This window comes from uncultured Campylobacter sp. (assembly GCF_938030145.1).
Classification (GTDB): domain Bacteria; phylum Campylobacterota; class Campylobacteria; order Campylobacterales; family Campylobacteraceae; genus Campylobacter_B.
This window is the reverse complement of record NZ_CALHGM010000031.1, coordinates 1-17199: the sequence shown is the minus strand read 5'-3', so window position 1 is coordinate 17199 and position 17199 is coordinate 1. Positions and strand designations below refer to the sequence as shown.

18 protein-coding genes are annotated in these 17199 nt (G+C 46.0%); 6 read left to right on the top strand and 12 right to left on the bottom strand.

All coding sequences use genetic code 11. The annotated features are described in order from the left end of the window. From nrfD to Q0323_RS06075, 4 genes are all read right to left on the bottom strand, one after another. Positions 1-972 carry an NrfD/PsrC family molybdoenzyme membrane anchor subunit gene (gene nrfD / locus Q0323_RS06090; RefSeq protein ID WP_298052564.1) on the bottom strand — a complete coding sequence of 324 codons (972 nt, stop codon included), beginning with the start codon at positions 970-972 and terminating at the stop codon, positions 1-3. Next, positions 965-1531 (bottom strand): 4Fe-4S dicluster domain-containing protein, encoded by a 567-nt coding sequence (locus Q0323_RS06085; protein ID WP_298052562.1) that lies wholly within the window; start codon positions 1529-1531, stop codon positions 965-967. Before Q0323_RS06085 ends, nrfD begins: the two co-directional genes overlap by 8 nt. A gap of 11 nt (positions 1532-1542) precedes the next feature. After that, positions 1543-3807: a thiosulfate reductase PhsA gene (gene phsA, locus Q0323_RS06080; protein WP_298052560.1), complete on the bottom strand. Its 2265-nt coding sequence runs from the start codon at positions 3805-3807 to the stop codon at positions 1543-1545. A 97-nt stretch (positions 3808-3904) separates the two neighbouring features. After that, positions 3905-5125 carry an MFS transporter gene (locus Q0323_RS06075; protein ID WP_298052559.1) on the bottom strand — a complete coding sequence of 407 codons (1221 nt, stop codon included), beginning with the start codon at positions 5123-5125 and terminating at the stop codon, positions 3905-3907. A 156-nt stretch (positions 5126-5281) separates the two neighbouring features. Here Q0323_RS06075 and Q0323_RS06070 point away from each other — a divergent pair, with 156 nt between their 5' ends. Continuing rightward, on the top strand, positions 5282-5848 hold the full coding sequence (locus Q0323_RS06070) for a PAS domain-containing protein (protein WP_298052555.1): 567 nt from the start codon (positions 5282-5284) through the stop codon (positions 5846-5848). A 589-nt stretch (positions 5849-6437) separates the two neighbouring features. Beyond that, positions 6438-7508: a hypothetical protein gene (locus Q0323_RS06065; protein WP_298052552.1), complete on the top strand. Its 1071-nt coding sequence runs from the start codon at positions 6438-6440 to the stop codon at positions 7506-7508. Between the two features lie 152 nt (positions 7509-7660). Here Q0323_RS06065 and Q0323_RS06060 read toward each other — a convergent pair whose 3' ends face one another. The 5 genes from Q0323_RS06060 to Q0323_RS06040 form a co-directional block, all read right to left on the bottom strand. Further along, positions 7661-8098 (bottom strand): hypothetical protein, encoded by a 438-nt coding sequence (locus Q0323_RS06060; RefSeq protein WP_298052550.1) that lies wholly within the window; start codon positions 8096-8098, stop codon positions 7661-7663. A 10-nt stretch (positions 8099-8108) separates the two neighbouring features. Further along, positions 8109-8444 (bottom strand): type II secretion system protein, encoded by a 336-nt coding sequence (locus tag Q0323_RS06055; RefSeq protein ID WP_298052548.1) that lies wholly within the window; start codon positions 8442-8444, stop codon positions 8109-8111. A gap of 21 nt (positions 8445-8465) precedes the next feature. Further along, positions 8466-9563, bottom strand: coding sequence for a peptide chain release factor 2 (prfB, locus tag Q0323_RS06050; RefSeq protein WP_298052546.1), 1098 nt, complete (start codon positions 9561-9563; stop codon positions 8466-8468). A gap of 59 nt (positions 9564-9622) precedes the next feature. Continuing rightward, positions 9623-9859 carry a hypothetical protein gene (locus tag Q0323_RS06045; protein WP_298052544.1) on the bottom strand — a complete coding sequence of 79 codons (237 nt, stop codon included), beginning with the start codon at positions 9857-9859 and terminating at the stop codon, positions 9623-9625. Positions 9860-10118: 259 nt separating this feature from the next. Beyond that, on the bottom strand, positions 10119-10418 hold the full coding sequence (locus tag Q0323_RS06040) for a DUF883 domain-containing protein (RefSeq protein WP_291935598.1): 300 nt from the start codon (positions 10416-10418) through the stop codon (positions 10119-10121). Between the two features lie 164 nt (positions 10419-10582). Between Q0323_RS06040 and panC the strand changes: the two genes are divergently transcribed. Genes panC through Q0323_RS06020 form a run of 4 tightly spaced genes read left to right on the top strand, consistent with a single transcriptional unit; the run spans position 10583 to position 14568 of the window. Continuing rightward, positions 10583-11404 (top strand): pantoate--beta-alanine ligase, encoded by an 822-nt coding sequence (gene panC, locus Q0323_RS06035; RefSeq protein ID WP_298052541.1) that lies wholly within the window; start codon positions 10583-10585, stop codon positions 11402-11404. A 1-nt stretch (position 11405) separates the two neighbouring features. Further along, positions 11406-12917 carry a radical SAM protein gene (locus Q0323_RS06030; RefSeq protein WP_298052538.1) on the top strand — a complete coding sequence of 504 codons (1512 nt, stop codon included), beginning with the start codon at positions 11406-11408 and terminating at the stop codon, positions 12915-12917. Continuing rightward, positions 12914-13915 (top strand): tRNA lysidine(34) synthetase TilS, encoded by a 1002-nt coding sequence (gene tilS, locus Q0323_RS06025; RefSeq protein WP_298052535.1) that lies wholly within the window; start codon positions 12914-12916, stop codon positions 13913-13915. The genes Q0323_RS06030 and tilS overlap by 4 nt, the downstream gene beginning before the upstream one ends. Further along, positions 13912-14568 (top strand): metallophosphoesterase, encoded by a 657-nt coding sequence (locus tag Q0323_RS06020; protein WP_298052532.1) that lies wholly within the window; start codon positions 13912-13914, stop codon positions 14566-14568. The genes tilS and Q0323_RS06020 overlap by 4 nt, the downstream gene beginning before the upstream one ends. 230 nt (positions 14569-14798) lie before the next feature. Here the strand turns inward: Q0323_RS06020 and Q0323_RS06015 are convergent, their stop codons facing one another. The 3 genes from Q0323_RS06015 to miaB form a co-directional block, all read right to left on the bottom strand. Then, positions 14799-15554, bottom strand: a complete 756-nt coding sequence (locus Q0323_RS06015) for a hypothetical protein (protein WP_298052529.1) — start codon at positions 15552-15554, stop codon at positions 14799-14801. Between the two features lie 46 nt (positions 15555-15600). Continuing rightward, positions 15601-16251: a lysophospholipid acyltransferase family protein gene (locus tag Q0323_RS06010; protein ID WP_298052526.1), complete on the bottom strand. Its 651-nt coding sequence runs from the start codon at positions 16249-16251 to the stop codon at positions 15601-15603. Beyond that, positions 16232-17199 (bottom strand): tRNA (N6-isopentenyl adenosine(37)-C2)-methylthiotransferase MiaB (miaB, locus tag Q0323_RS06005; RefSeq protein ID WP_298052523.1); only part of this gene is annotated, 968 nt, incomplete at its 5' end. The genes miaB and Q0323_RS06010, both read right to left, overlap by 20 nt.

The window sequence follows — 17199 nt, the reverse complement described above, 5'->3', positions numbered from 1 at the left end:
CTACGCTCCCGTGCAAATTTGCCCCGCATATACGATATAGTAGCGAAGCAGAATGACGCCGCAAAGCACGACGAAAGAATTTAAAACTATAAACGCAGGCTTGTAGGCGTGATTTTTCAGCGCCGTAAAGGCGATGATGATCGGAGCGATGAGCCCCGTGCCCAAAACGCCGATCCAGAAAATTTTACCGTAAACCTCGTGCGTCAAAGCCTGCTGTGCCGCAAGCGCGCTCGTGCCGCCCTCGAAATACATCCCGACAAACAGAATGAATAAAAGCGGAATCTCAAAGAGTATCGCGCGCAGATCAAGCACCAAAAGGTATTTTATGCTATCTTTGTTTAACGAGCCTTTAAAAAATAGAAGTCCCACTAAAATGCTCGCCGCGATGCCGCTGGAAAAGCCCGACAGCAAAAATAAAATCGGCAGCACCGGAGTATTCCAAAGCGGAATTTTCATCACCGCGCTTAGCAAAAAGCCCGTGTATGCGCCTACGCAAAGAGCAAGGATAAACAAAATTCGCTCGAAGAGTTTGGAAGCTTTGGCAAACGAGCTTAGTAAATTTACGATAGGTCGCAAAAACGCAAGTAGTTTAAATTTGCAAATTTCCTCGCCGAAGACGCACAGCGCAAATACGAAGCTAAGCGGCACGTAGATTAAAAGCGCCGCCACGCCGAGGCTCATCACTGAGCCGAAGTTAAATTTGATCAGCAAAAGATAGAAAGTAAGCGGCTTGCCCAGATCAAAGATCAAGAGCAAAAGCCCCGCGCAGATCGTAAGCGGCGCCGTGATCGCACCTGCTCTAATCATCGCATCCCAGATTGAATTTTGCTCGCTTTCGTGGCGATTCCATTTAACTAAAAGCGCCACCATCGTCGCCCCCGCGCTAAGACCCGCCAAAAATAGATAAATCGCAATCGGCCAAGGCCAGTAAATTTCAGAGTATTGGCTCATATCGCCCCACATATTATTCATAGCGTCCTCCTTTTTTGTTTTTGATATTCGCTAGACGCGGCTTGGTGTTTAGATACGCTTTGGGATATTCTACGCTCGTTTTGGCTAGCAGCTTGCTTACCTCGGAATTTACGTCATTTACGTCGCCGAAAGTTAAAGCATCTGTTGGGCACACGCTTACGCAGGCGGGCTGTAAGCCTTTGCTAGTGCGGTTAGTGTAGCAAAAGGTGCATTTGCCGATAGCGTGCGTGACGGGATCTACAAATCTCGCGTCGTAAGGACAGGCCAGGATGCAGTATTTGCAGCTGACGCAAAGTTTCTCGTCTATGAGCGTTACGCCGTCTTTGGTTTTAAAGCTCGCTCCCGTAGGGCAGACGTCCACGCAAGGGCTATCCTCGCACATAACGCAGCTAGCGCGCGAATAATCGAGTTTTAAGCTTGGAAAAATGCCGCTTGTTTTGCCGTGCACTTGCAGCCTATAAACGCCGCTCGGTACGCCGTTTTCGTTCCTGCACGCAACCGAACAGGCTTGGCAGCCTATACATAAATTTTCGTCGTGAATCATTATGAGTTTTTTCATAACCGCCCCTTTCAAATTTTAACTATATCGACGCCGACGTTGGTTACCATCGTGCTTACCACAGGACCCGCAGCGGGATCGAGAAGGACGCTTTGGTTGGTGCCTATGCCGTTCGTGCGCTTTAGCCCGGGGCTTACGTGCCCAAAGCCGTGGTATAAAAATAGGCAATCGTCTCTGATACCTTGCGTGACGAAAATTTTAGCCTTTTGCTCGCCGAATTTGTTTTTGAGCTTCACGATATCGCCCGTCTTTAGCCCCTCCGCTTTTGCAGAAGCTGGGCTGATCCAAACCGGCGATTCGCTCATCATATCGTTTAAAATTTTGACATTTTGAGTATGACCGTTGGTATGAAGCGCGGTCTTGCCGGTCATTAGGCAGTATTTGTGTCCGCCGAATACGTCCATACCCTCGGTGTTTAAGCAGCCGTATCCCGCGAAAAGCTCCTCCACTTTCGGCGCGAAAAGCTCGATCTTGCCGCTCGGGGTTTTAAATTTCATCTGTGAGCTCATCTCGCCGTTTTCGTCCACGAACTCCGCCGCGGCAGGATATTTATCGATAAATTTAGCCACGAGCTTCGGCTCTCGGTAGTATAACTTCGGCACTTTGTAGCTTACGTAGCCGTTTTTGATTAAATTTGCGATCAGCTCGGCGTTGCCTTTGGCTTGCTGCATGCGGTATTCGTCGATGTTGTTCCAGGTGTAGTCCTGATCGATCTTCATCACCCTTGCAAGCTCTCTAAAAATTTCATAGCCGCACTTCGTATCGCCCACCGGCTCAATGGCCTTGTTTCGCATTACAAATCCAGGCGCGGTGCCGCCTTTGTTTTGAATCGACTCGTCGCGCTCCAAATACGTGGATTCGGGCAAGATCACGTCGGCTAAGCACGCGAAGTCGCTCATATACACGTCGATTGCGAGCACGAAGTCCAGCTTTTTGATCGCCTCTACGCTCTTATCCACGCCCGCAACGTTGATGAGGTGGTTAAAGCGCGTGCTGACCCAGCCTTTTACAGGATATGGTTTTTCGCTTAAAATCGTAGGCGCAATCTGCATCAAAACGCCGTGTTTGCGTGGCACGAAGAAATTTTCGCTACCTTCTTCGCCGCAGCCGTCGATACGCGCGGTCTTTGGAATTTTAAAATTTTTATCCGGGTTCGAGATGGTAGGGAATAGATCCTCTTTGCAAAGCGCGTTGAAGGTTTTGGAATCTTTAGAGAAGTAAATTCCGCCCTTTTTCTCGACGTTTCCCATCAGCGCGTTTGCGATCGCGATGGCGCGCGTGCGGATATATTCGGCCTTGGCAGTCGTGGTTTTGTGACCCCAGTCGATTACGACTGCGGGAGCTGCGGCGTAAATTTCATTTGCGATGCGCTCTACCTTGTCCGCTTTGATGCCCGTGATGGCCTCCTGCCAAAGCGGAGTCGTATCTTTCACGGACTGCCTTAATTCCTCTAGCCCCACGGCGTATTGTTCGATAAATTTTTTGTCGTATTTGTTATCGCGCAGCCAGACGTGAATCAGCGCCATCAAAAACGCCGCGTCGGTTCCCGGCTTTATCGGCAGCCACTCGTCGGCCTTGGAAGCTACGACGCTAAAGCGCGGATCAAGCACCAAAAGCTTTACGTCCTCTCTACTTGCGGCTTTTGCGAGCTTTTTGGTTTTTGAGATGTCGATGCCCTCAAAGAGATTGTGGCCGAAATTTACGATGTATTTTGCGTCGCCGTAGTCTCTTTGCATATTAGCGCCGAAGGTGTGCGGCACGGCGATATTGTAGGTGACCGGGCAACAGGACCAGTGCGAGTAGATGTTCGGGCTACCGTAGGCACAGGCGAAATTCATCATCTGAGTGTGGTGTTCGCCCGTTTTGGAGGTAAAAACTACGCTTTGCGGGCCGTATTTTTGCGAAATCTCGCCAAGCTTCTGCGCGCAAATTTTAAGCGCCTCGTTCCAGCTCGCCTCTTTAAATTTGCCCTCGCCGCGCTCACCTACGCGAATGAGCGGCTTAATGAGCCTTTGATCGTCGTAGAGCTGATTGATGCCCGCTCCACCGCGAGCGCAGACGGAGGTTTTGTTTGCAAACCTGTGGTTGCCCTCGATGAGAGCGCCGCGGCCGTCTTTGACGGTCACCTCGATAGGACAGCGCGAGGAGCACATCTCACAGACGCTGGCGACTTTCTTTTCCGTCCCGCCTGTAACCGCGCTAGCGTTTAAATTTAGATTTAACGTCGCTAGCGTGCCGATTGCGGCGGTGCTTTTTAAGAAATTTCGTCTATTCATAAAAACTCCTTACCTTTAAATTTCGGTAGGAATTCTAAGGCTTCATCGTAAAAATAAGGTTAATTTTGATAATGCAGCTTTTGGCTTAGACTTTATCTCAAAAGATAAAATGCGTCCTGCGCCGTATTTTAAAGCCATAAAATAGCGCTAGCAGTAGCAAAATGCTAATTGCGCCGCAGATCGCAAGGGCTACGCGAGCGCCCAGTAGCTCGGTAAAAAAACCCGATATGAGCGCTCCAAATGGCGTACTACCTATTAAAAATAGCGCGTATAAGCTAAGCACGCGCCCGCGAAATTCGTTGCTTACGTGTATCTGCACGGTGGAGTTAATGCTTGAGTTTGTGATTACGAAAAGAAACCCAGTTACGGCAAGCCCTACTGCAGCCCATGCGAAGGAATTCGCAGCCCCAGTAAGAGCTAAGCTTATCCCCATAGCGATCGCGCACGATCTGATTTTGCGAATACCGAGTTTATCAAAGACTGCTACGAAAAGCGCGCCGCAAAAGGCTCCCACGCCCAGAGCCGACATCAAATATCCAAAGCTTCGCTCATCCGCGTCTAGGCTAAGCTTAACAAGCGCCGAGATCGTTACATTGTAATTTGGCACCAGCGTCGCTACGATAAGCACTATTATCATTAGCTCGCTTAGAATTTTTTTGTGCAAGACATACGAAATTCCAGCACCAATCGAGGCAAAAACGCCTCCGCTTCTGCTAGATAGCGTAGTAGCGGATGTCGGAATTTTTATGAAAAACAGCGAAACAATGATGCCTAAAAAGCTAAGTGCATTGAATAAAAAGCAAAAGCCCACGCCCCACAGCGCCATCACGATCCCCGCAAGTGCGGGTCCTGCAATACGAGCGACGTTAAAGGACATAGAATTTAACGCTATGGCGTTGGCTAGATCGCGGGGCGAGTCGATGAGGTCTTTTACCATCGACTGACGGCTCGGGGCGTCCATGCTGGTAAAGATGCCACTTACAAAAGCGCAAAATAAAATTTTGCCGAAAGAATATAGCTCGCAAAAGCTCATAACCGCGAAAATTGAGGCGGTCACCGCCATGCCTATTTGAGCGAGTAAAAGGATCTTTTTGCGATTAAACTTATCGAGCAGTACACCGGAAAACGGCGTGAAAAGTAGCGCGGGCAAGAACCTCGCCGCAGCTACGAGGCTGACCTTAAAAGCGTCTGCGGTGATGCTTAGCACTAGCCACGGCAGTGCGACGCTTTGCATCCAAGAACCGATCAGCGAGAGGTTCATCCCGATCCAATAAATTCTAAAATTTGAGTATTTAAGCGATAGGAAGGGATTTTTCAACGCGCCGCCTTTTGAAATTTTGATTTGAGATTATACATTAAATTTTAAAAATTCACTTAAAGATTTAACATTTATAAAAATTTAACGAAAATTTAATATTTCTGAAAAGAAAAATTTTATATACTCTGCAATAAATTTTTAAGCAAAGGATTAAAAATGCAAAGACCGACTCCGATTAATCAGGAAATTAAACTCGATGAGAAGCGCTATATCGTTTCCAAAACTGATCCGAAGGGCATTATCACGTTTGCAAATCCGTATTTTTGTATGATTTGCGGCTATAGTGAGCTTGAGCTTTTGGGGCAGCCGCATAACATCATACGACATCCAGATATGCCGCGCATAGCGTTTAAGCTTATGTGGGATACGATACAACAAGGCAAGGATTTTACCGCCGTGGTTAAAAATTTAGCCAAAGACGGGCGCTTTTATTGGGTCATTACGGAATTTACTTCTAAAAAAGACCCTGTAACAGGGCAGATCACCGAATACACGGCATTTCGCAAGGCTCTACCAAGATCCGCGATCGAAACTATAGAGCCAATTTATAGGGCATTGCTGGATGCTGAAAGAAACGGCGGTATGCAGGCTAGCCAAAAGGCGCTCGTGGATTTTTTAAAGAGCAAAGGCGAAACCTACGAGAGCTGGATCGCAAAGGTCTCAGGTAAATCAAATCCGCTCACCGCAATGTTTTTTAAGGCGATGAAAAAGCTTTTTAGCTAGTTTGACTGACACGGACGCAAATTAAAATTCCGCGGAATTGGTTGGAATTTTACCTCGAAAATTCCATGACATAATAAAATTATAAAATGCGAAATTTAGTCAAAATTCCGCGGAAATTTCTTAAATTTGAAATATAGAATTTAATAAAAATTCTTTAAAGATTATATTTTAGATTTCTTATATATATTTTACACCTAGTAGTATCACACCATACAGGTTGTTTCTACATCTAAAATTCCTGATGCGTATTTAGCGTAGCTCCGTGAAGCGCTAGAAAGTAACTTACAACAGGGTATCGAGCTATATAGCTACTTGATCTAAGAAAGAGGTGATTTGCTAAGAGAGAAATTTACTATAAGACACGAGGGTTGCTTTAAAATTTAAAAAGCTGAGTATAAGGCGGATTTAAAAATAAGGGAATTTATACGCTTGATTAGAATTTTTTGGATTTATGGTAGATTTTACGTATAGCTTAAAATTTCTAGAGTCTTTGCCTTATTGTAGGACAGCGAATGAGCGATAAAATTTTTACTGAGCTTTAAGTGATGAGAATATAAAATGGCGCGTCCATCAAATTTAAAGGCGATAAATGGATCAAAGCAGGCTTGAGGAATTAAAAAGGCTTCTGGATGAGCGGCGTAGCAATGCAAAGCAAAATCTAGACAGGGAGCTTGATGCCGAGAATTCCGAAACTGAGAATTTTGAAATTGAGAATTTAGAAGTTTCGAATTTTGAAGCCCCGAATTCTGAAGCTTCGAATTTTAAAGCTCAGAATTCTGAAGTCTCAAATTCTGAATCCATGAATTCTAAAGCTCCGAATTTCGCTACCGACGCTTTAAATTTAGAAACCGAAGCGGCTCAGAATTCCGCCTGTAAAAACAGCGCAGAGCAGCAAAATTTTACCTCAAATGACAGCGGCCCTTTGCAGCAGAGCCCCAAAGCCAGGGACTACGACAAATATCCGATAATTCTTAAAAACTACGAATATCTATATCAAAAGCTATTAATGGTTTTCTCTCTTTTTATAGGCGGCGTATTTGCCATAATTGTAAATTTTGATTGGAAAGCCAGCGGCGCAGCGAATTATAGCGTCAAGGACAGTATATACATGATTTTGTTTCTATTATTTTTATCGCTATTTATTATATTGCCAGAACTTATAGATTATAAAAAAGAGAGACCGATGATACAGCTTAAAAACAACCAAATAGAATTTTACGAAAAAGATAAAATTGCGTATGTCGAGCAATGTGAAAATTTGCAGCATAATATGGATTGGTCCTTTTTTATAGGAAATTTTAAAGGAAAAAGAGGATTGCTATATATGTTTATGGCGGCAGTGTTGCTATGCTTGGTTTTCATGACGATTGATCTTGTAGTTGCTCGTTGGTTTTTGAGCTTTGCTTTGTTTCAATTTGTAGGCAATATATTAGTAAAATTTATCTTTTGTCTTGTTTTGGGAAAGAGCGGCGATAGGAGATTTTCGCTTTTACCCGCATTAAGAGTTGGTAAACCGCATTATGGATATATCGGCTTATTTGCTTGCTCCAGATATTATTTAATACCAATATTTAGAAATTCTATATATTTTGAATTGAAAGAATATTTCTTAACTAGACATAATATAAATATCAACGATGTAGATAAAATTTATCTCTAGCTATAAGTGACACAAAATTTTATCAAAATGTATGATGCAGAATTTTTAATGCAACAAATTCCATCCCGTGATACGGCGGAATGGAATTTGAAAGCAACTAATTCGTAGCGAGTAAATCTAAAATAGAATTTTAAAATTTAAATCCCAAAGACTTAGCCGTTGTAGCCTAAGCGGCGCATATTTGCGCACGCATCCTTGTAGCCGTAATAGCACGAGATGCGGTATAGGTCAATGGCGTTGAATTTATTCTGCTCCACGCCCTCGCCTTTTTCAAACATCGCTGCGAGCTTCTGGCAAGCAGGGAAGTTTTGGGAGAGCGTGCACGCAGCGTTGTAGGCATTGGCGGCGGAAGCATAGTCGTGCTTGGAATACATAGAATCTGCGAAATTTAAGCACATTGCGCCATTGCCGTTTTTGCACGCATCACTTTGTACGACGCCGCCTTGTAGGTTCATCGCACGGATACCGTCTTGAATGTCGGCAAAGGAATATTTGCCGCTCTTTGGCGCATCGACTGCGCTCTTTGGCGCGTTGCTAACGCAGCCTGCCAAAAACACCCCGACGGCGATCAAAGCTAGAATTTTTTTCATATTTTGCTCCTTAATTTTTTGAAATTTGGCGACCCAAAACGTAATAGGTCTCTTTGCCCGCGACCTTTTGTAGCTTGAGCTTAAATTTTTCCGACCAAGCGCTGATGATCTGCTCCACAGCGGTCTTACGCTCTTCATTCGTAGCGTCATTTTTGATCTTAAAATACGGGTTTGAATTCGACATCGCCACGTGCGCACCGTAAATTTTAAGCTTATCATTCAGCCCTACAATGCGATCAAGCTCGTTATCCTCAAAATCGCACTTCGATAAAATTCCTCGCAGCTGTGCGACCGTCGCGTCGTTTACGCTATATCCTAGCGCTAGCAAAATTCCATCTTCACTCATTCTCATCCTTTCGAAAAAAATTTATTTGTTCGCTTGTGAAATCAAAACGCCTTCGATTATGCTTTTTATATCGCCGTCTAAGATCGCGTCGGTCTGGCTATACGCCTCGCCGCTGCGGTTGTCCTTGACCTGCTGATACGGGAAAAGTACGTAGGAACGGATCTGATGCCCCCAGCCTATCTCGCTTTTAGGCACGTTTTCGTCCTTTTCGCGCTGTTTCATCAGCTCAAGCTCGTAAAGGCGCGACTTTAGCACCTTCATCGCCGTTTCTTTGTTTTTGTGCTGGCTTCTATCATTTTGGCAGTTTACTACGATACCCGTTGGGATGTGCGTGATACGCACGGCGCTTTCAGTTTTATTGATATGCTGCCCGCCTGCGCCGCTTGCGCGAAACACATCGACACGAATATCCTTCTCTTCGATATTTATCTCGATATCATCATTTAGCTCGGGGCTTACCATCACGCTCGAAAAGCTCGTATGTCTGCGCCCTGCACTATCGAATGGGCTTACGCGCACCAGGCGATGGATACCGTTTTCGGCTTTCAGATATCCGTAGGCGTTCTCGCCGCGCACGATGAAGCTAACGTCCTTAAGACCCGCTTCCTCGCCCTCTTGAAAGTCCAAAACCTCGATCTTAAAGCCCTCTCGCTCGCAAAAGCGCAGATACATGCGGTATAACATACTCGCCCAGTCATTGCTCTCCGTACCGCCCGCGCCCGGATGAATGCTGACAATAGCGTTTTTATCGTCGTTTTCGCCGCTAAGCATCATAGAAATTTCTAAATTTATGATCTTGTCCTCTAGCTCGTCCGCTTCGGCAAAAAGCGAGTTTATCGTCTCTTCGTCGTTTTCCGAGTTTGCCAGCTCATATAGAGCTTTTGCGTCGTCTACGGCATTCTTGGCGTTTAGAAATTTATTTAAGATATTTGAAATTTTAGTTTTTTCCTTGCCGATGGCGCCTGCTTTTGCGACGTCCTGCCAGAGATTTTGATCGTTTTCAAGCTCCTCGATCTCTTTTAGGCGCGCTTTAATATTCTCCGGTTTTACGACGCCAGCGATATTTTCGACTTTAGTATTTAGGGTTTTTAAAAGTTCCGTGTATTCGTAATTATCCAAAATTTAAGACCTTTTTTATGCTTTTGGCGTGATTATAACATATTTTGGATTAAGGTTGTTTATAAAATTTTATTTAAGGCGGGCATTATGAAGCATTTGTCTATTAGGGATATCAAAACCTGCTTGATATTTCCGCGATTAATTAGTTTAAGCTCCGTCGAGAGATCGGGCAAAGGGTCGTTCAGTAGCAGTTTTAGCTTTGCTTCTTCTAGCTTCAACTTTTTACAATCGGCTTTTTTGTCTTCAAGCATAGACACCACTAGTCTTAGCTTTTCTTTTGTCATTTTGCTTTGCACGAAAGTACCTTATACACGATAATGGAACATAAAAAAGCTGCGATAGAGCAGGCGAAATACGCCCAAATTTCTCCGATAGTTTTTTCAAGAAGCGCGTGCAGCCCTAGCAAAAAGAATACCAAGCCTATAATGCAAATTACGCCCGTAATTATATTTAGTAAAACCGAATTGGCGCTCTTTAAAAAAGAGCGCCTGATATCGCTAGCTTGAGCGTCTACGAGCTCTACTACCGAAACTATAAATTCAGATATGCCAGCCATTATTTTTTCAGCAGCCAGGCGAGCAAAAATCCGACGCCCGCAGCGATAGCGACGCTTTTTATCGGGTCTTGTTTTATCGTGTCATTTACGCTTTCTATGCCGTCTTTGCCTTTGAGCCTTAGATCATCTATATATTTTTTGATCTCATTGCTATTTAGCTGATCTAGAATTTTATCTTTAGCAGACTCCGCACGCTCTGCGCCTATGTTTTTGATAGACTTCATAATCTCTTTAAAATCCGCTTTTAAAGAGTCGATATCTTTTTTCAAAGAATCTAAATTTGTCTCTTGAGTAGCCATTTTCGCTCCTTTTGAAGTTTATTTTAGAGCTAAAGCTCGTGGTAGATTTTAGTACTTATTGATTAACGCTCGCTAAATAGACCGCCCTTTTGCGCTTAATTTATACCTTTAATATTTTTTGATATAATTGCCAGCCTAATATTTTATATTGAAAAGAGAGAACAATGCAGATCATTAGAAGTGTAGAGGAGCTAAAAAGCTTCAGGGCATCAGCAAGCGGCAGCGTGGGCTTCGTACCTACGATGGGAGCTTTGCACGCGGGGCATGCGAGTCTCATAAAAAGAGCACGGAACGAAAACGACATCGTAATCGTCTCCGCATTCCTCAATCCGGCGCAGTTTTTGCCCGGCGAGGATCTAAATAGCTACCCAAAAAACGAAGCGGGCGATATTAAAATTTGCGAAAGCCTCGATGTGAACGCGCTTTTTATCCCGATCGCGGATGAAATTTACAGCACAGAGGAGCCAGCGATCATAGCGCCTAAGCCGATAAGTGAAATTTTAGAAGGTAAAACGCGCCCCGGGCACTTCGACGGCGTACTTAAAGTGCTAAATAAGCTTTTTAATCTAACTCGTCCTAGCAACGTTTATATGGGTAAAAAGGACACCCAGCAGCTTTTCATCGTACAGAAGATGGTAAAGAGCTTTTTTATGCCTATAAGTATCATCCCTTGTGAGATCGTGCGCGAAAGCGATGGACTCGCGCTTAGCTCGCGCAATGCCTATTTGGACGAGGAGGGAAAGCTTATGGCGCTTAAGCTTTCACGATCCTTGCTAAATGCCAGCTCGCTTATTAAAAAAGGCGAGATCAGCCTAAATATAATCCGCGAAAAGATGCTTAGCGTGCTTGAGCCGCTGGCAGTCGATTACATAGCGTTCGTGGATTATAAATTTAATGAAATTTCGCAGATTAAGCAAGGCGATACGATAATCCTGCTTGCCGCAAAGGTCGGCACAACCCGTCTGATCGATAATATCTGGCTGTAAAATGGCAAAACTCCATCTCGTTTCTCTAGGCTGCAATAAGAATTTAGTCGACTCCGAGATCATGCTCGGGCGCCTGCAAAACTACGAGCTCACGGATGAACCTGCGAGTGCGGACGTGATGATCGTAAATACCTGCGGCTTCATCGCAAGCGCCAAGCAGGAGAGTATCCGCACGATTTTGAAGCTTAGTGAGCAGAAAAAAAGCGGCGCGCTGCTGGTCGTCACGGGCTGTCTGATGCAGCGCTACAAGGACGAGCTCATGCGCGAGTTGCCCGAGGTCGATATTTTTAGCGGCGTTGGCGACTACGATAAAATCGATGAGATGATTTTAAAAAAGCAGAATTTATTCAGCCCGCAAACCTATCTGCAAAGCCCCGCGCTTACCTCTTCGCGCGTGATAACAGGCTCAAACTACCATGCTTACGTTAAAATTTCAGAGGGCTGTAATCAAAAATGCTCTTTCTGCGCCATTCCGAGCTTCAAAGGCCGCCTAAAAAGCCGCAGCATCGAGGATATCGAAGCGGAGGTGCGCGGCTTGGTGGCGCGCGGATTTTACGATTTCAGCTTTATCGCGCAGGATTCCAGCAGCTACGGCCGCGATCTAAGGCGCGGCAAAAACGGCGGATCAAATTTTAAAGGCTCCGAAGGCGAGTTAAATTTTGCAAGCTTTCGCGACGGGCAGAATTCCGATGGCTCAAGCGGCGGCGCGGCAGATAAAATTTCCGCTCAAGGCAGGCTCACCCGCGGCAAGAGCTCTAGCGAGGAGAACGCGAGCGATGAAATAGCTGATGAGTGGGGCGCCAACCTAGTCGCGCTGATAAAACGCATCGAAAAAATAAAGGGCGTCAAGGTCGCGCGCGTGCTGTATCTCTACCCCACCAGCACCGACGAGCGACTCATCCGCACGATCGTGGGCTCACCCGTTTTCGCAAATTACTTCGACATGCCGATTCAGCATATAAACGACAAAATGCTAAGCCTGATGAAGCGCGGCGCGAGCGCGGCGCGGATCAAAGAGCTTTTAAGCTTAATGCGTGCAGCGCCTAATTCATTTCTGCGCACGGGCGTCATCGTCGGACACCCAGGCGAAACAGACGTAGAATTTGACGAGCTTTGCGCATTTTTGCAGGAGTTTAAATTTGATAGAATTTCAGCTTTTGCTTACAGCAAGGAGGAGGATACGGCGAGCTTTGCGATGTCGCAAATCCCCGCACGGACAATTAGCCGCCGCCTAAATAAGATCGAGAAAATCACGCGCGAGGCGATAGATAGCAGCATGCGCACGCTCGTAGGCAAAAAGATACCCCTAATAATCGAAGGTGCCAGCAGTGAGGGCGAGTTTTTTTACGGCGCCAAGCCTCTTACATGGGACAAGGACATCGACGGCGAAATTTTAATCAACGAAAGCTACGTGCAAAATCTAAAAGCAGGCGGTCTATACGAGTGCGAAATCACGGAATTTGCGGGCGATAGACTGCTTGCGCGAGTGCTAAAAAGCTCGCAAGGACAATGAAAAACTCGCCCGAAATTCCAAGCAAAATTCTAGCCTTGCTGCGGGCTGGCAAAAATCTGCTTGCATTTTCGCACGGCGTCGATAGCACGGCGCTTTTTTACCTTCTGGACGAGGCTGGCGTGAAATTTGACCTTGCGATCGTGGACTATAACGTCCGCTCGCAGAGCAAGGACGAAGTCGATTCAGCGCGGAACTTGGCGGCCAAATTTAACAAACAAATCTACGCAAAAAGCGTGCGTCTGGGCGCGTCAAATTTCGAGCACGAGGCGCGCGCGGCCAGATACGAGTTTTTCGCCGAGATTTGCCGCGAGCGGGTCTATGAAAATTTGATCTTGGCGCATCAGTTTGACGATAAATTCGAGTGGTTTTTGATGCAGCTTGGGCGCGGCGCGGGGCTTAGCGAGCTGCTAGGCATGCAGGAGCTCGAAACCCGCGAGGACTACGTGATCGCTCGTCCGCTTCTAGGAGTGCGAAAGTGCGAGCTGGAGCGGTTTTTGCGTGAGCGAAATCTAAAATACTTCACCGACGAGACAAATTTGACGGACCGGTTTAAGCGCGGCTTTATTCGCGCAAAATTTAGCGAGCCGTTTTTAAACGAATACTTTAGCGGCGTGAAAAAAAGCTTTGAGTTTTTGGCGGTCGATGCGTTAAATTTAACTCCCGAAATTTCTAACCCCGCACCTAAAATTTATCTTGTAAAACGAGGCACAAGCGAGCTTCGCGGCGTGGGTCTTACCTGCAAGCGGCTAGGGCTCGTGCTAAGCTCGGCGCAGCGAAACGAATGCGCTCGCTGCCTAGAAAATGGCGCCGACTGCGTGCTAGGCGGCAAGGTAGCCGTGGGTGCGGGCGAAAATTTTATTCTCGTAACGCCATATATCAAAGCGACGATGGACAAGAAATTTAAAGAAGCGTGCCGCACCTTAAAAATCCCGCCGATAAACCGTGGATTTTTATTTGCCGCGGGAGCGGATCTTGCGCTATTTGAGGAGCTTTTATGAGCGTTTATTTTACCTCCGATCTACACTTCGGCCACGAGCTGGTGCTGAAAAAATACCCGAATTTTAGAAAAGGCGCGAACGTAGCCGAGATGGATGAAAATCTCATCGCCGCTTGGAATGCGCTCGTTACGCCCGAGGATCTCGTCTATGATCTCGGCGACGTGTCCTTTCACAAGGATTTTGCGCACACTTGCGAGTTACTTGGCAGGCTAAACGGGCGGCATTTTTTGGTGCTTGGCAACCACGATGGACGGATCGCTGCGATGAAAAACGAACTGCTAAGCGGACGCAAGGCGGACGGCAATTTTATGTTTGAGCAGATCGTGGGCTATGCCTTTGTGCGCCTATCGCATAAAAGAGCGGCTCTGTCTCACTACCCTATGATCGAGTGGGCAAACTGCCATTATGGCGCGCTGATGCTCTACGGTCACCTGCACGCAGATATGGCTGAAGTTTCGGGCAGGGCGCTAAACGTGGGCTTTGATCTGCACGGCAAAATTTTAAGCGAGGACGAGGTGTGGTCGTATCTGAAAGATATCCCGCCCAAGGCTCATCACGCAAGTGAGCTAGAGGGCATTAGCGAGAACGACGATGTGGAGCAAAGGCGGGCTTTGATAGAAAATTTTTTACGCAAAATTAATCGTGATTCGTGAAAAAATAGAATTTACGGCGCAAGATGGGCCCTTTGCGGCAAATAAGCTTAAATTTAAAAGCAAGTCGTTTAAATACGGATGATTTTATCTAGTCAAAATTTCATTATGTAACGCGAGATAAAATTTAATAAAATGCGGCGCAAACAGGCAACTAAATCGTATCAAGCAAGCGCAATATTGCAAAGATAAAATTTTAAAATTCTGCCTAGGTACGGAGCGAAAAATTTGATCTAGCGGGCTTCCAGCATCGCGATTTTGTTGATGTAATCGGCGAAATTTAGATTTATCAGATTTGTTTTGATGAAGATACGCGTAAAAATTACGTAGCCGATCTCGTTGCTAAGTGTGCCGTCTGAGTAGATGAAAACATTAGTGAGAAACTCGCTATTTTCGGATTTGTAGAAGGTCTCGATCTGAAAATTTAAAAGCTCGTAAAATAGCTCGTCCGCGTCGCTCATCGCTGCCTGCATCTCCTCGTCGATACGCATTATGTCGGCGTAGAGCACGCGCTCTTGGTTGGCGACGACGAAACATGCGCGGTTATTAAATTTCAGTGCGAACATCGCCATGTTTTCAAAATCGCTTTGATTTTTTAGCAAGAAGTATAAAATTTTAAATAAACTGGCGTGCGAGCTAAATTCTATTCCAAAAGTCTCATCCGCCGCCTGTGCACTTGCGCGAGGAAATTCCACGATGAAGCTATCATCGACTTTTTGATAAATGCTATTTTCTTTAATCATATAATCTTCGTTAAAATGCACCCTTTGATTTTCGTCGTCTATCAACACACAAGAGATTAAATTTTTATCACTCAGATCTGCAAAGCCTGCCAGCGAAGTAGCCAGATCGTTTTCTTGCACTATAGGAAAGCGATCGGATTTCTCATCCAAAATTCTTTTACCAAAGCCCAATTTTCTATAAAAAAACTCGCATGCGTCGGCACTTTTAGCGACGCCAAGGAATGATTTTGCTTTAAATAGTGCCATTTTTTCTCCTAAAACTGCAATTATACCGAAACACTATTATTTCAAACTAAAATTTAGCGTCCTTCTCGGCGCTTGCAAAAAGCAGTTGCCTGATCGCCTCTTTGCCCGCATCGAGGTCAAGCCCGGTTAAGCTTAGCGGCGCGCTGAGGCTATAATTTATGCGCGAAAACGGCTTTGGCAACACCATCTCATCCCAGCTACGAAATTTCCAAAAGCTGCTCACTTCGTAATTTAGTGCGTAAATGTCTAAGTTTAGCCGCTGCGCAAGGATCACGGCACCGTCGGCGACGCTGTGAAGCGGACCGCGCGGACCATCGGGAGTGATGATAATGTCGGTGCCGCTTTTTATCTCTTTGATCGCACCCATAAGTGCGCGCGCGCCGCCCTTAAAGCTACTACCGCGGATCGCGCCGATGCCAAAATGCGAGATCACGCGCGTGATTATCTCGCCGTCTTTGTGATCCGAGATGATGACCTTGGCGCGCCTCTTGCCGAAATCCCGCAACCACCAGCGCCTATATGCAAAGCTCATCATCGCTAATCTTCCATGCCAAAATACGATGACGCAGGGCTTTTCGGGCAACTTCGTGGGGGTAAATTTAACCCTGCACGTTAAAAAAATACACCAAATCAGGATAAAAATGAGATATTCGGCTACGCGGAAAAACAGCCGCTTTTTAAGCGATAACTTGTCCATAAAGCGCCATTCTGGCGGTCTTTTCGATACGTACTCTGCGCGTTTTGCCTAGCAGCTCCTCGCTGCCTTGCGCGCAGATTAAAAAATTTGAAAAGCTTCTACCGCACGCAGTGCCGCCCTCTCGCAGCTCCTCGAAATACACGTCGAAAATTTTATCTTTTTGCGCTCCTGCGATCTCGTCTAAAATTTTAGTGTGAGCGCTTTGTAGCCTGCTTAGCCTTTCGCTTGAAATTTCATCATCCAGCGGCTTTAAGCTTGCTGCCGGCGTGAGCGGTCGTGGGCTAAATTTAAACGAAAAAACCTGCTCGAATCTCACCGCTTCTAACACCTCCATCGTCTCGGCAAAATCCTCCTCGCTCTCGCTCGGATAGCCCACGATGATGTCGGTGCTAATCGCCACGCCCGGGCAGCTTTGGCGCAGCTTAAGCGCGCGGTCTAAATACCACTGCTTGGTATATCCGCGCTTCATATCGCGCAAAACCTTGCTAGAGCCGCTTTGCAGCGGCATATGCATCGATTTGCAAATTTTAGGATTATTGCAAAAAACGTCCAAAAATTTATCGTCCATATGCAGCGGATGCGGGCTGGTAAAGCGGATACGCTCGATACCCTCTATCTCGCCAAGCCGCACGAGTAGGTCGCTGAAGTCGATTTTTTCGTGCGCGCTAGAAAAGCGCTTGCCGTAATTATTGACGTTTTGGCCGAGCAAAAATATCTCTTTGGCGCCGCGAGCGGCGGATCTTTCGGCTTCGCGCAAGATGATTTGAGCGGGGATCGAAATTTCATCGCCTCTAGTCTGCGGCACGATGCAGTAGGAGCACTTTTTGTCGCAGCCGATCATTATGTTTATGAAGGATTTATATGGCGAGCTCGCAAAATCGCCGAAGGCAAACTCGCTCTCGTCGTAGTTTATGTCCGTGCTGATAAATTTTGGCGTACATACGGCTT